At 73.0% G+C, this 14114-nt stretch carries 9 protein-coding genes; 3 read left to right on the top strand and 6 right to left on the bottom strand.

Going from position 1 to position 14114, the window contains the following annotated elements; all coding sequences use genetic code 11:
* Window positions 1-64 precede the first annotated feature (64 nt).
* Together ACIPTO_RS00385 and ACIPTO_RS00380 are read left to right on the top strand one after the other, a co-directional pair.
* Window positions 65-1327 (top strand): beta-ketoacyl-[acyl-carrier-protein] synthase family protein, encoded by a 1263-nt coding sequence (locus tag ACIPTO_RS00385; RefSeq protein WP_401188069.1) that lies wholly within the window; start codon window positions 65-67, stop codon window positions 1325-1327.
* Window positions 1324-1554 (top strand): hypothetical protein, encoded by a 231-nt coding sequence (locus ACIPTO_RS00380; RefSeq protein ID WP_401188066.1) that lies wholly within the window; start codon window positions 1324-1326, stop codon window positions 1552-1554. Before ACIPTO_RS00385 ends, ACIPTO_RS00380 begins: the two co-directional genes overlap by 4 nt.
* Before the next feature lie 7 nt (window positions 1555-1561).
* On the opposite strand, the gene ACIPTO_RS00375 is transcribed toward ACIPTO_RS00380, so the two are convergent.
* Window positions 1562-2917, bottom strand: coding sequence for an aldehyde dehydrogenase family protein (locus ACIPTO_RS00375; protein ID WP_401189643.1), 1356 nt, complete (start codon window positions 2915-2917; stop codon window positions 1562-1564).
* Window positions 2918-3023: 106 nt separating this feature from the next.
* Window positions 3024-3584, bottom strand: coding sequence for a hypothetical protein (locus ACIPTO_RS00370; protein WP_401188063.1), 561 nt, complete (start codon window positions 3582-3584; stop codon window positions 3024-3026).
* A gap of 368 nt (window positions 3585-3952) precedes the next feature.
* Between ACIPTO_RS00370 and ACIPTO_RS00365 the strand changes: the two genes are divergently transcribed.
* On the top strand, window positions 3953-4303 hold the full coding sequence (locus ACIPTO_RS00365) for an acyl carrier protein (protein ID WP_366324637.1): 351 nt from the start codon (window positions 3953-3955) through the stop codon (window positions 4301-4303).
* Window positions 4304-4479: 176 nt separating this feature from the next.
* Here the strand turns inward: ACIPTO_RS00365 and ACIPTO_RS00360 are convergent, their stop codons facing one another.
* The 4 genes from ACIPTO_RS00360 to ACIPTO_RS00345 all read right to left on the bottom strand — a co-directional run bounded on the left by ACIPTO_RS00360 (window position 4480) and on the right by ACIPTO_RS00345 (window position 14095).
* Window positions 4480-11184: an amino acid adenylation domain-containing protein gene (locus ACIPTO_RS00360; RefSeq protein ID WP_401188060.1), complete on the bottom strand. Its 6705-nt coding sequence runs from the start codon at window positions 11182-11184 to the stop codon at window positions 4480-4482.
* 72 nt (window positions 11185-11256) lie between these two features.
* Entirely contained in the window at window positions 11257-12189 is a 933-nt protein-coding gene (locus tag ACIPTO_RS00355; protein WP_401188057.1) for a TauD/TfdA family dioxygenase, read from the bottom strand.
* Window positions 12190-12276: 87 nt separating this feature from the next.
* Complete coding sequence (locus ACIPTO_RS00350) at window positions 12277-13098, bottom strand: thioesterase II family protein (RefSeq protein ID WP_401188054.1); 822 nt, start codon at window positions 13096-13098, stop codon at window positions 12277-12279.
* A gap of 196 nt (window positions 13099-13294) precedes the next feature.
* Window positions 13295-14095: a thioesterase II family protein gene (locus ACIPTO_RS00345; protein WP_401188052.1), complete on the bottom strand. Its 801-nt coding sequence runs from the start codon at window positions 14093-14095 to the stop codon at window positions 13295-13297.
* Window positions 14096-14114: the final 19 nt, after the last annotated feature.

The following is a 14114-nucleotide window of genomic DNA, read 5'->3' as shown; positions in this document are numbered from 1 at the left end:
GGTGCTGCCGGAGTGCCGGATCACCGCGCCGGATCACCGCGCCGAATCACTGGGGAGACCTCAGATGTCCGTGCACGCAAGGGACCATGTCGTCATCACCGGAGTGGGTGTCACGACACCGCTCGGGGGAGACGTCAAGTCCACCTGGGCCACGCTGCTCGACGGCCGCCCGGCGTCGACCCGGCTCGGCGCCGGCTGGCCCGCCGACCTGCCCGTCCGCATCGCGGCGCCGGCCGCCGTGGACCCGGGCCTCGTACTGGACCGTGTGGAGGCGCGGAAGCTCGACCGGGCGACCCAGTTCGCGCTCATCGCCGTGCGCGAGGCGTGGGCCGACGCCGGTTTCCTGGGCCGGGCCGGTGAGCCCGGCCACCCGGAGCCGGAACGGGTCGGCGCGGTCCTCGGCAGCGGCATCGGCGGGCTGAGCACCCTCGTCGAGGGACACGAACAGGTCCGCACCCAGGGCGCACGACGGCTCTCACCGCACACGATGCCGAAGATGATGATCAACGGCTCGGCCGGACACATCGGACTGGAGATCAACGCCCAGGCGGGGGTGCACAGTCCGACCTCCGCGTGCGCCGCGGGCGCCGAGGCGATCGCGGCGGGTCTGGACATGATCAGGCTCGGCCGCGCCGACGTGGTGGCCGTCGGCGGCACGGAGGCGATCATCCAGCCGCTGGCCGTCGCGGCGTTCGCGAGCATGCGGGCGATGTCGCGCCGCAACGACGATCCCGAACACGCCTCCCGCCCCTACGACACCCAGCGCGACGGATTCGTCATGGGCGAGGGTGCCGCCGTCCTCGTCCTGGAGTCGGCACAGCACGCACGCGCCCGAGGGGCCCGCGTCCACGCCGAACTCGCGGGCGCCGGCATCAGTGCCGACGGCCACCACATCGTGGCGCCGGAGCCCGGCGGGCGCGGCGCGGCGGCGGCACTGCGCAAGGCCCTGGCCGACGCCGGCCTGAGCCCGCGTGACATCGCGCATGTCAACGCGCACGCCACGTCGACCCCGCAGGGCGACCTCGCCGAGAGCCTGGCGATCCGCAGGGTGCTGGGCGACGGCGGCTACGCGGTCTCCGCGATCAAGTCGACCAGCGGACATCTGATGGGTGCCTCGGGGGCGCTGGCCGCCGTCACCAGCGTGCTGGCGCTCCGGGAGCGGACGGCGCCGCCGACGATGAACATCGAGCTGCTGGACCCCAGGATCGGACTCGACGTCGTCCGGGACAGCCCGCGTGCCCTGCCCGCGGACATGGTCGCCTGCGTGAGCAACTCCGCGGGCTTCGGCGGGCACAACGTGACCCTCGCCTTCCGGACGCACGCATGACCCCGCAGGGCGGCACGGCCTCCGGTGGACCGGTCTCCGACCTGGACATCGGGGCCATCGCCTCGGGCTGGGAGCTGACCTCGGCCATCCTCCACCGGGCCGGACAGCGCCTGCGCTCCGCCCCGGTCCGGCGGTCGCCCGCCGGAGAGCCGGGACCGCCACAGGAGCCGGGGAGCGGGGCCGGCCCCCGCGCCGTGGACGCGGCCCGCTCCGACCCCCGGGACTGAACCTCCGTCACATCTGCAGGGACTTCGTCTGAAGGAACTCGGTCAGTCCGTGGACGCCGAGTTCACGGCCGATCCCGGACTGCTTGTGACCGCCAAAGGGCGCCAGCGGGTTGAAGCGCCCGCCGTTGATGTCGACCTGGCCCGTGTCGAGGCGCCGTGCGAACGCCAGCGCCTCGGGCACCTCGGCCGCCCACACGGCACCGGCCAGGCCGTACACCGTTCCGTTGGCGATGCGCACCGCGTCGTCCTCGTCCGTGTACCGCATGATCGACAGCACCGGACCGAAGATCTCGTCCTGGGCGAGGGACATGTCCTCGGTGACGTCGGCGAAGACGGTGGGGCGTACGTAGTACCCCTTAGGCAGGCCCTCCGGCGCCTCGGGGCTGCCCGTGACCAGCCGCGCCCCCTCCTCGACGCCCCGCACGACGCACGCGCGTACCCGGTCGCGCTGACCCGCGTCGACCAGCGGGCCCATCAGGGTCGCGGGATCCAGCGGATCACCGGGCGCGTAGCCGGCCGCGGCCTCGGCGGCCAGCGCGACGGCCTCCTCGTACCGGCTCTCGTGAACCAGCATCCGGCTCCAAGTGCTGCATGTCTGACCGGAGTTGGTGAAGACGTTGGAGACGCCCGCACGGACCGCCCGGTCCAGCCGCGCGCTCGGCAGGATCACGTTCGCGGACTTGCCGCCGAGTTCGAGGGCGACTCGCTTGACGGCGCCGGCCGCGACAGCGGCGACCTGCCGTCCGACCCGGGTGGAACCGGTGAACGACACCAGGTCGACCCCGGGGTGCGCGACCAGGGCGCGGCCCGCCGTCTCGCCGCCGGTGACCAGGTTGAAGACGCCGGCCGGCAGACCTGCCGCGGCCACGCACTCGGTCAGCAGCCGGGTGGTCAGCGGTGTCAGGTCGGACGGCTTGACCACGATCGTGCAGCCGGCCGCGAGGGCCGGGGCCACCTTGGAGATCACCTGGTGCAGCGGGTAGTTCCACGGCGTGATCGCGCCCACCACACCCACGGGCTCGTGCAGGACCAGGGAGTTGCCGATCCGCTCCTCGAAGGGGTGGCGGGCGGTCAGTTCCGCGTACGAGGCGAGCACGGTCAGCGGTGTCCGTACGTGGACCATCCGGCTGAGCGCCAGCGGGGCGCCCAGCTCCGCCGTGATCGTCGCGGCCAGCTCCCGTACCCGGGCACGCAGACCGCTCTCCAACGAGGCCAGGTGGGCGGCCCGTTCGGCGGGAGGCGTCGCGGCCCACCCGGGCAGCGCCGTCCGCGCGGCCGTGACCGCGGCGTCCACGTCCTGCTCGGTGGCCGCCGTCACCACGGCGATGACCTGTTCATCGGCCGGGTTCGTCACCCGGATCATCGGCGCGTCGTCCGTCACGGGCCGCCACACTCCGCCGACGTACACCCCCGGCTCCGCGGTCGACGGGCGCTCGGTCAGCGTCTGCGCGTTCAATCGGGGGCACCTTTCAGCGACTTGTTGCTTCTGCCTCGGTCTGCGGCGCCCTCAGCGGTGCCTCGTCCCTGCGGCGCATCATGATCACGTGCTGTACGGCCAGCGTCACGCCCATGCCGAGCCAGAGCGCGTTGGCGTTGAAGGCCTCGCCGAACGCGACCGCGCCGATCGTCCCGAACACCAGCCGGACGGCGACGGTCGCGAGCCACAGCAGGAGGATGCGGCGGTCGCCCTTGCGCAGCACCCGTCCGTCGCTCTCCTTCCACATGGGGAAGGCCGCGCCCCGCCAGTAGCCGAAGGCGACCGACGCGAGCAGCGAGAGGACGAGCAGGACGATGCTCCCCGGCTTCAACTCGGCCGGGCCCGGAGGGATGCAGCCGCGGACGATGAGCACACCCACCCAGAAGTACATGCGCTGGGTGACCGCCCGGACCGTGAACTGACGGACGATGACGACGGTCACGATGACGACGATCAGAATGGTGTTGAAGTAGAGGACGAAGTTGCTGCCGTCGCCCTTGTCCGCGGCCAGCAGGCTCGCCGTCGTCAGCCCCGTGTGCAGGGTGTCGGTCACTGTCCATCCTCCCCGTCGGGCACGTCGTGCCCGCAGTACGTCCCGCCCGGTGTCATGGGTCCGGCGCAGGTGGGGCGCGCCGGCCATGCCGTGCCAGTAAGCCAGGCCGTCCTTCGCGGACGCAACACGGCCTGGACACCTTGCGCCATCGGGATTCTGGGTCCAAGTCGGGTCCGTGCACAGGCATTTCAACCGGCAATTTCACGGCAGACCGGTCCGCGTCCGCGTGGCGCGAACGAAGCGGCGCTTGCCGGTCCGACTGCCTGGTGGGACGCCGTGGCGGCGCGACACGATGGCGCAGACCGAGCCGTGATGTGCACGCTCGCGTCCCGTCACAGCCCGCACATCCTCAAAAGGAGCGCTCGCACATGTCCGAAACCGATGTCATGGTGAGTCCGGCGGAGATCCCCGGTCTGGTCTGCACGCTGGTCCGTCTGGTCGCTCCGCAGAAGACCGGCGCGGTCGGTCCGCACCACCGGCTGGTGCAGGATCTCGGCTTCCACTCACTGGCGCTGGCCGAACTCGGCTTCACCATCGAGGACTTGTTCCGGCTGGAGGCACTGACCCCCGAGGTGGCGATGTCCCTGGAGCGGGTCTCGGACGTCATCCGGCTGATCGGCGGTCACGTGGACGACGGGTCCATCACGCTGCCCAGCCACTTCGAGGTGAACTCCATCTGCGCCCGCTACGGCACGACCTGGTCGCCCGAGAGCCAGTAACGTCCGGCCGTAGCACCGGACGAACAGCAGACGCCATGGGTGGCGGCCGGAGAACCGGCCGCCACCCGTGGCGTCTGTCCGTGCTGGCGTCTGCTGGTGTCGGGGGCGTCTGCTGGTGTCCGGTGGTGCCGGACCCGCCGCGGCGACGAGTGGCCCGTCGCCGCGGCTCCCCGGGCTCAGGGGGTGAGCGCGTGGCTGAGGGCCCGTGCCGTGCGGCAGCGGAAGACGGTCCCGACGTCGACCGCGCGGTCCAGCACCGCCTCGATACGGCCGGTCAGCCGCAGGGCCGTCAGCGAATCGCAGCCCAGGTCGAAGACGTCGTCGTCCGCGGCCACGTCGTCCTGGCCGAGCACCTCGGCGATCAGGCCGCACAGCCGGTGGGTGAGGCTGTGCGACGGCGCCAGGTCCGAGGTGAGGAAGCGCCCCACCGGCTCGGTCGTCGCGCCGGGCAACTCGACGAGCAGGTCCCGCAGGTGTGCGGCGACCTGCCCGGCGAGTCCGGCGTCGACCAGATCGGGCCGGTGGCTGATCTCCAGCCGAAGCTGCGGGCCCGGGTCGGCCATCAGCTTCAGCGGGTAGTGGTAGCCGTCGTACCCCGTCACCTTCGTCAGCCGCAGGCCGCTGTCGGGTTGGGCACGCCCGGCTTCGGCGAGCGGGAAGTTCTCGAAGACCACACAGCTGTCGAACAGCGTGCCCAGGCCCGCCGCCCGCTGGATGTCGGTCAGGGGCAGGTGGTGGTACGGCAGGAGCTCCGCGTGCTCCTCCTGCAACCGGGTCAGCAGCGCGGCCAGCGGTTCCGCCGGATCGAGCCGCACCCGCACCGGGACGGTGTTGATGAACAGCCCCACCATGGCCTCCACGTCCGGAAGTTCGGCCGGCCGGCCCGAGACGGTGGCGCCGAACACGAGGTCGCGTCGGCCGGTGCACCGGTGCAGGCACAGCGCCCACGCGGCGCGCACCAGGGTGTTGACGGTGACCCCCGTACGGCGGGCGGCCTCTCGGAGCGCATCCGTCTGCTCCCCGGACAGCGAGACCACCAGGCTCTCCGGCAGGGCCCGCACCCGTGCGGTGTCCCTGCCGTCGCCGACCAGCGTGGGCTCCTTGAGGTCGGCCAGCGCGTCGTGCCAGGCGCGCCTCGCCTCGGTCCTGTCCTGCACGGCCAGCCAGGCCAGATAGCCGCCGTAGTCGGCCGGTTCGGACAGGGCGTGGTGTTCGCCCCGGCCGTACAGCGCGAGCAGGTCCCGCAGCAGCAGTGCGGTGGTCCAGCCGTCCACCAGGAGATGGTGCATGGTCAGGACCACCTGCTGGTGGTCCGGGGCGAGCGCGATCCAGGTGCCGCGCATCAGCGGGGGAGCGGCCGGGTCGAAGCGCCGGCGGCGGTCGGCGTCGAGGAGGCCGGCGAGCCGCTCGTCCCGTTCCCGCTCGCCGAGGTCCGTGAGGTCGTACGACTCCCACGGCATCGGGACCTCCTCGGGCACCACCTGCACCGGTTCGCCCGACCGCAGGTGCAGGAAGCCCGCCCGCAGCATCGGATGGCGCCGCAGCAGCGCGGCACAGGCGTCCCGCAGCCGCTCCCGGTCGAGCCGCCCGTGGACGTCCAGCGCGATCTGGACGTTGTAGACGTCCAGGCCCCGGCTGTCGTAGCGGGCGTGGAAGAGCAGCCCTTCCTGCAGGGGTGTCATCGGCAGCACCCGGGCGACGGGCAGGCCCGTGCGCCGGCGGAGCAGCGCCAGTTCCGTGGCGTCCACCTCGCCTTCCGGTACCGGGGGCACCGCCAGGGTCGCCGCGTGGGTCACCAGGGCGCGCAGCGCGTCGAACCACAGCCTGCCCAGTTCCGCCGTGTCGGCGTCCGTGAGGTGCAGCCGGGCCCAGAGCCAGTGCGCCACCAGGCGCGGCCCGGCCGGGTCGTCGTCGACCGACGCGTTCACCTCGACGACGTGCGGCATCGGCATGCGAGGGTCCGCCCCGATCGGCAGCGCGTCCGACTCGGGCGCCACGCTCCAGTCGCCGTCACCCGCGGTGCTCTGCCGGCCCAGGTAGTTGAACCCGATCCGTGGCGGGGCGAAGGCCGAGAGCTCACCGCCCGTCACCTGGTTGAGATGGCGCAGGAGGCCGAATCCCAGTCCGTTGCCCGGGACTTCGGCGAGCTGGGCGGTGACGTCGCGCACGGCCCGTGCCAGCCGCGGGCCGGCCGGTCCGGCGTCCTCCGTCCAGTCGCCGGCGCCGGCATCGACGCGGACCGGGTAGAGCGAGGTGAGCCAGCCGACGGTGCCGGACAGATCGAGGTCGTCGTCGATCTCCTCGCGGCCGTGCCCTTCTACGCCGACCAGGACGCCGGTGGTGCCGTCCGCCTTCGCGGGCGGCCAGGCGGCCACCGCAAGCGCCAGCCCGGCGAGCAGCACGTCGCTGGTGCGGCAGCCGAACGCGGCCGGGACCGTGCTGAGGAGCGGGCCGGTCAGTTCCGTCGGAAGGGTGAGGGTCCGCTCGCCCGCCGTCGCGTAGATGTCGTGGACGGGGGAGAGCGGGGCGGCGCCGATCCGGATGCTGTCCTGGCTCAACACGCTTTTCCAGTAAGGGAGTTCGCGCAACACCGCGGCGCTGTGCGCGGCGCCGCGCAGCCGGTCGCTCCACTCGCGCAACGTCACCGGCACCGGTTCGGGCCGAGGCGCGGCACCCGCGCGCGCACTCTCCAGCGCGGCGTGCAGATCGGTCAGCAGGATGCGCCAGGACACCGCGTCGACGGCCAGGTGATGAATGGTGACCAGCAGCCTGCCCTGCCGGTCCGGTCCCGCGTCGAACCAGGTGACCCGCACCAGCTCTCCGGAGCCCGGCGCGAGCGCCCCGGCGTCCTGCCGGGCGCACGCGGTGATGGCGGCACGTCCGGCCTCCTCGGTCAGCTCCGAGACGTCCAGTCGGCGGACCGCCTCGTGCGGCGCGGTCGACGACATGGGCTCCGGCACCAGGCCGCCGTCGCCGTCCAGCCGGCCGCGCAGCGACTCATGACGTTCCATCACCGTGCCCACGGCCGTCACCAGGTGTTCGAGGCCGAGCGCGGGCGGGACGCGCAGCAGGGTCGACTGGTGGAACGCGTCGACGGTGCCGCCGCGTTCGTGCAGCCAGTGCATGATCGGCGTCAGGAGGGCGGCGGGAGCCGTCTCCTGGACCGTCGGAGCCGGGGGATCCGGCGTGGGTGCGGGGGTGTCGGTCTGGCGGAGGAAGGCGGCCAGGGCACTGGCGGTGCGGTGGGTGAAGATGTGTTTCGGGGTGAGGCGGAGGCCGGCTTTGCGGGCGCGGGCGACGAGTTGGATGGCGGTGATGGAGTCGCCGCCGAGGCTGAAGAAGTCGCCGTCGGCCGCGGCGCCGTCCAGGTTCAGCACCTGCCCGATCAGACCGGCCAGGGTGGCGGCGACTTCGGCGGCGTCCGCGAGATCCTGGACGGTCGAGTCCTTCGCCGGCTTCTGCGTGGCTGCGGGGGCGGGGGTGTCGGTCTGGCGGAGGAAGGCGGCCAGGGCGCTGGCGGTGCGGTGGGTGAAGATGTGTTTCGGGGTGAGGCGGAGGCCGGCTTTGCGGGCGCGGGCGACGAGTTGGATGGCGGTGATGGAGTCGCCGCCGAGGCTGAAGAAGTCGCCGTCGGCCCCGGCACCGTCCAGGTTCAGCACCTGAAGGAAGAGCTGGGACAGGGTGTCGGACAGGCTCTCCTCCGACTCCTCCGACTCCTCGGACTCCCGCGGTTCCTCCGGCTTCCGCGGTTCTTCCGGCCTCCCTGGCGTCTCGGTTCTCCCCGGTTCCTCCGGCTCCGGGACCGCCGCGTGCTCGGTGGACTCCGGGGCCGCCGCGCGCTCCTCCGGCTCGACGGCCGCCGTGCGGCCGGCGGCCTCCTGCTGAGGCACCGAGTCGCTTGAGGGGAGGGCGAGTTCGGGTGCGGGGAGCGCGGTCCGGTCCACCTTGCCGTTGCGGGTCACCGGCAGCTCGGACAGCGGGACGATCGACGACGGGACCATGTGGGCGGGCAGCCGCGCCCCGAGCCGTTCGGCGAGCGCGACAGGCTCCGCCCTCCGGCCCGTGGCAGCCACGACGTACGCCGCCAGCTGCGGCGCCCCGCGCCTGTCCTTCCGTACCGCCACGACCGCCTGTGCCACGGCGGGGTCGGCCAGCAGAGCGCTCTCGACCTCCCCCAGCTCGATCCGGAAACCGCGGACCTTGACCTGGTCGTCGGTCCGGCCGCCGTAGACGAGGACGCCGTCGGAGCGCCACCGGGCGATGTCGCCCGTGCGGTACATGCGCGTCCCGTCACCCGCGAAGGGATCGGCGACGAAGCGTGCCGCGGACAGGCCGGGCCGGTTGAGGTAACCGCGGGCGAGCACCTCGCCGCCGATGTACAGCTCGCCGGAGACGCCTGCCGGCACCGGTCGCAGGAAGCCGTCGAGGACGTAGATGCGCGCGTCGGGCACCGGCACACCGATCGGCACCGGGCCCGGCGGCAGCGGATCCCCGGGCTCCAGCCGGTACTCCATGCAGCCCACGGTCGCCTCGGTCGGACCGTACTCGTTCACGACCGTCGCCCCGGGGTTGCGCGCGCGCCATCCGGCGAGCGCCTCGCCGGTCAACTGCTCGCCGCCGAGCACCAGTTCACCGGAGGGCGACAGCCACTCCTCGGACGCCGTCAGGATCGGCAGATGGCTCGGGGTGGCCTTCACGAAGGCGGGCCGGCGTCCGACGCCCGCCGGGATCTCGTCGTCCCACGAGTCCTCCAGGTCGACGACGTGGACGACGCCTCCCATGGTGAGCGGGCCGAACAGGCCGGTGACGGTCAGGTCGAAGGACGGTGGCGAGTGCACCAGGGCCTGGTGGCCGAGACCGGGATAGGCGGAGCGGGCGAAGGCCAGATAGCCGTCGAGCGTGCGGTGTTCGACGGCGACACCCTTGGGCCGCCCGGTCGACCCCGAGGTGTAGATGACGTACGCGAGATCCTGGGGCCGTACCGGACCGCCTCGCTCGTCGTCGGTCAGCGGACGACCCGGCAGCAGTGCCAGTTCGTCCGTCACGGCGGGGGAGTCGAGCGGCAGCGTGGGGGCGTGTCCGCCGAGCGCCGGAGCGGCATCGCCGGTGCACACGACGAGCCGGGGATCCGAGTCGTCGATCTGGAAGGCGATGCGCTCCGCCGGGTAGGCGAGGTCGACCGGCACGTAACAGGCGCCCGCCTTCAGCACGGCGAGGATCGCGACGATCTGGTCCGTGCCGCGCGGCAGCGCCACGACCACCCGGTCACCCGGCCGGACCCCGCGGCGCGACATCAGCCGGGCGAGCCGGTTCGCGGCCTCGTCCAGCTCCCGGTAGCCGAGCGAGCCGCGCCTGTCGGCCACCGCCGTCGCCTCCGGACACCGTCGTACCTGGCCCTCGAACAGCTCGACGACCGTGGAGCCGGTGCGTTCCGTCGCCCGTTCTGCTCCGGGCCGGCGGCTCCACACATCGATCACCCGGTCCCGCTCCTCCTCGGTCAGCAGCGGGACCGCCGCGACGAAGGTGCCGGGAGCACGGGTGAAGGTGTCCAGCAGCAGACGCAGCCGGGAGGCGACCAGCTCGATGCGCTCGGGGTCGAACAGGTCGGCGCGGTAGTTGAGTTCGAGCCGCAGCTCCGGCCCCGGCACGGCGACGACGCTCAGCGGGTAGTGGGTGGAGCCGCTGATCTCCTGGCCGCCCGCGTCGGCCGTGTGCGCCAGCGGGCCCAGCCGCAGACCCGGGGCGATCTCCTGGACGGTCGACCAGTCGAAGGGCGCGTTGCCGATGCCCGTCGAGGTGTCGAACAACGCTCCGCCGAACCCGGCCAGGCGCTGCACCTCGTCGAGCCCCTGGTGCTGGTGCGGGGCGAGCGCCGACTGCTCGTCCTGCACGCGGGCGAACAACTCGGCCATCGACTCGCCCGGAGAGAGGGTCGCGCGCACCGGCACCGCGTTCATCAGCAGACCGACGATGGAGTCGGCGCCGGGCAGCTCGGCCGGCCGGCCGTGCACGGTCTGGCCGAAGACCACGTCGTCGCGTCCGGTCAGCAGCGACAGCAGCAGCGCCCACACGCCCTGCACCACCGTGTTGAGCGTCAGACCGTGCGCCCGCGCCGTGGCGGTGAGCGCCCGCGTCGCCTCCGTGCCGAGGGTGACGGGCAGCATTCCGGGCATCGCGTCGAGACCCGCCGAGGCCGCGCCGGGAGCCACCAGCGTGGGCTCCTCCAGCCCGTCGAGAGCCGTCTGCCACGCCTGCCGCGCGGCGGCCGGGTCCTGCCGCCCGAGCCAGCGCAGGAAGTCGGTGAAGTCCGCGGCCGAACCGGCACCCCCGGCACCGGAGGCCGCGCCGGCGGCACCGCCGTCGCCCGGCTCCGTACGCGCGTAGAGCTCGCACAGATCGCGCAGGACCAGCGGCAGGGACCAGCCGTCCAGCAGGATGTGGTGGTACGTCAGCACCAGCGCGTGCCGGGCCGGTCCCAGCCGCAGCAGCGCGAACCGCATCAGCGGAGGCGCCGCCATGTCGAAGCGGCGCAGCCGGTCCTCCTCCAGGAAGGCCAGCAGGCGCACCCGGCGCCCGGCCTCCGGTTCCCCCGAGAGGTCCAGCTCCGTCCAGGGCGTCGTCACCGTACGGCGCACCAACTGCACCGGGCTGCCGTTGGTGCGCAGCCGGAACCCGGCCCGCAGCACCGGATGGCGTGCCAGGACGGCCGCGCAGGCGGCGCGCAGCCGCCCGGCGTCCACCTCACCGCGCAGCTCGAACGCGGCCTGGATGGTGTACACGTCCACGGACTCGGTGTCGTAGAGCGCGTGGAAGAGCATCCCCTGCTGCAACGGGGTGAGGGGCAGCGCGGCCTCGATGGGTGACTCGGTCACTTCGTTCACTGGTAGGTCCTCCCCGTGGGCAGACAGGGCTCGGCCGCGCCGGAACGCGGGAGCGGCAGACGGCGGTCGATGTCAGGTGCGGGTGATCAGGTCCGTCATGGAGACCAGGACACGGCGTTCCCCGGTGAACGCCTCCCGACCGTGCGACCAGCGCATGTTGTCGATCACCAGCAGGTCGTGCAGGGCCCAGTCGAAGCGCTGCTGACGGCGCTCGAACGCCGACCGGACCGTGGCCACCAGTTCGTCCGGGATCGGCGAACCGTCCCCGAAGAGCACGTCGTTGGGCAGTCCCTCCTCGCCCAGGACGGCCACCAGGTCCTCGCGCACCCCGGACGGGAGCGACGACTGGTGGAACAGGACCAGGTGGTTGAACCACAGCCGCCGTCCGGTGCGCGGGTGCGTCGCGAGGGCCGGTGCCCGGCGGACGGTGCGCAGACAGTCGTCCTCCAGCCACTCCCGTTCCAGACCGCCCTGCGCGCAGAAGAGGTCCACCTCGTCCCGCCGCTCGGTCTGGAAGGCGTCGCGCCAGTCGAGGCCGACGCCGCTGCCGTAGTTGCGCACGTACCGCAGGTCCCGCCGCTCCACGGTCGCGATCACCTCGGCCGGGAGGTGGTCGAGGACGGCCGTCACGTCCGTGATCGGGGTCGCCCCGCCGCTCGCCGCCGGTACCGCGGAGAAGAACGCCAGCCGCGCGGGCCAGGCACTCGCGTACGAGGACTCGCAGTGCTGCGGGATCACCTCGCGCGGCGGGTACTCGGTCGACGTGAACACACCGTCGCCCACCTCGCTGCGCGGGGTGGACCTCTCCGTGTACGCCAGCGGCTCGAACCCGAGCCATTTCAGGGCCCGTTGGAAGTCCTCGGTGCCCTGGGCGCGGCCTCCCCTGATCAGGACCGCCCCGTTTCCGGCGACGGCTTCGCCGATCGCCCCGGCGTTCCGGCGCGTGAAGCCCTCCAGATCCTCGCCGTTCGCATCGAGCACGCTGATACCCGTCAGATCGTTCAACTCTCGCAACTCCCTCGGAACTTGTGGACTGGATCGGCGCCGCGCCCCGGCGGGCCGACGGCCGCTGCTCATCGCTCGCCGGCCAGGTCAGCGCAGCGTCGAGGCGAGCGCGCCGAGCATGGGTGCCGCCGCGCTGAACAGGTAGTCGTGCCCGCCCGGCAGCTGCCGCGAGGTGAACTCGCCGCCCGCGCAGTCCCGCCAGCGCGCCAACTGCTCCTCGCTCACCAGCGGATCCCCGGCGCCGCCGAACACGTGGAGAGGGAACCCGAGTCGTACCGCCTCGGTGGGCCGGTAGCCCTCGACGAGGGCCAGATCGCGGCGGACCGTGCGCAGCGCGTACCGGAGGTACCCGGGATAGCGCGACAGCTCCGGCGGAAAGGCGCCGAAGCTGTTCAGCCGCTCCAGCAGGTCCTGGTCCGGCAGCCGTGAGACGCGCGTCGGTACCGGCGCGTGCGGGGCCCGGGACGCGGAGACCAGCAGGGCGGCCGGCGGGTTCAGTCCGCGCCGGCCCGCGCGCACGGCGATCTCGTAGCCGAGCAGGGCCCCGAAACTGTGACCGAACAGCGCGTACGGCATGTCGAACTCCTCGGCGATGCCGTCGAGTACCGCGTCGGCCAACTCCTCCAAGGTGGGCGGCAGTTGCTGTCCGGCGCGCACACCCCGGCCCGGCAGTTCCACGGTGGCCAGCTCGAAGTCCGGTCGTACGGCGGCCAGTCGCCAGGGCGCGAACGAACCCGAACTGCCGCCCGCAGGAGGCAGACAGAACAACCGCAGCCGGGTGCGCGGCGCGGGGACCCGGCCCACGATCCACGGACGGCCCGACGCGCAGGAGCGTCCGCCCGTGCCGGATTCCGCGGCCTGCCGGACTCCACGCTCCGCGGCGACCTTGGCGGCGGCGTTCGTGCCCATGCGATTCCCCGTCTGTGATGGTCTGGGTCTGTGACGGCCTCGGCTGGCGCCCGTTCGGCACGGCCTTCCGTCATGTCGGCATAGTGGGCGGAGCGCGGAGGCCGGAACCAGGCATGCGGACCGGCAACCGGGTCTGCCGCCGGGCTGCCTGGCCGGTTGCCCGGCCCCTCGCCCGACCCCGTGCGCGAACGGCCGCCTAGGACGGGTTCCGGGGCGCCGTCACCGCGAACAGCTCGTCCATGACCGCCCGGACGGTGGCCTCGGCATGGCTCTGCGGGAAGTAGTGGCCGCCGGGCAGGACGCACAGCCGGTGCGCGGCACTCGTGTACGCGGCCCACGGCTCCACGTCCGCGACCGGCGAGACCGTGTCCTCGCGGCCGGCCAGGGCGACCACCGGACACGCCACCGGTACCGGGCCCGGGACCAGATACCGCTCCGCGAAGGCGATGTCACTGCGCACCGCCCGCAGCAGGTCCGTGAGGAAGCCGGGGAAGGCGAGGAGTTCCTCGGGCAGCCCGCCGGTCTCCCGCAGCCAGGACACCAGCCGCGCGTCGTCGCCGTCGGTGACCGGCTCCCGGTTCAGCGGCACGTGGGGTGCGCGTGACCCCGACACCAGCAGGGCGAGCGGGGCGAGCAGCGGCTCTCCCCGCTCGATCTCCCGCTCGACGCGCAGGGTCAGTTCGTAGCCGAGCAGCGCACCGAAGCTGTGCCCGTAGATCGCGTACGGCATGGTGAACTCCCCGCGCAGCGCCTCGAACAGGGAGTCCAGCAGCTCGTCGAAGGTGCCCGCGACCGGTTCGTCGATCCGCGCCCCCCGGCCCGGCAGATCGACCGGCGCCAGTTCGATGCCCGCCGGCACGTACGGCCGCCAGCCACCGAAGACACCGGCGCCCCCGCCGGCGTGCGGCAGGCAGACGATCCGGGTGTGCGGCGGCACGGGTGCGTAACGGGCACTGATCCAGGCGGAGTTCGCGGCGGTGGTGTGGGATGCGCTCATGGCGGCCAGCCTCGGCACC

The sequence above is a fragment of the Streptomyces sp. NPDC090083 genome (assembly GCF_044747445.1).
Taxonomy (GTDB): domain Bacteria; phylum Actinomycetota; class Actinomycetes; order Streptomycetales; family Streptomycetaceae; genus Streptomyces.
This window is presented reverse-complemented; position numbering and strand designations above follow the sequence as displayed.

Bases quoted from the DNA above. Each gene is read 5' to 3' on its own strand.
- ACIPTO_RS00375 (WP_401189643.1), bottom strand. From the start codon at position 2,917: ATGATCCGGGTGACGAACCCGGCCGATGAACAGGTCATCGCCGTGGTG.
- ACIPTO_RS00365 (WP_366324637.1), top strand. From the start codon at position 3,953: ATGTCCGAAACCGATGTCATGGTGAGTCCGGCGGAGATCCCCGGTCTG.
- ACIPTO_RS00380 (WP_401188066.1), top strand. From the start codon at position 1,324: ATGACCCCGCAGGGCGGCACGGCCTCCGGTGGACCGGTCTCCGACCTG.
- ACIPTO_RS00385 (WP_401188069.1), top strand. From the start codon at position 65: ATGTCCGTGCACGCAAGGGACCATGTCGTCATCACCGGAGTGGGTGTC.
- ACIPTO_RS00350 (WP_401188054.1), bottom strand. From the start codon at position 13,098: ATGGGCACGAACGCCGCCGCCAAGGTCGCCGCGGAGCGTGGAGTCCGG.
- ACIPTO_RS00345 (WP_401188052.1), bottom strand. From the start codon at position 14,095: ATGAGCGCATCCCACACCACCGCCGCGAACTCCGCCTGGATCAGTGCC.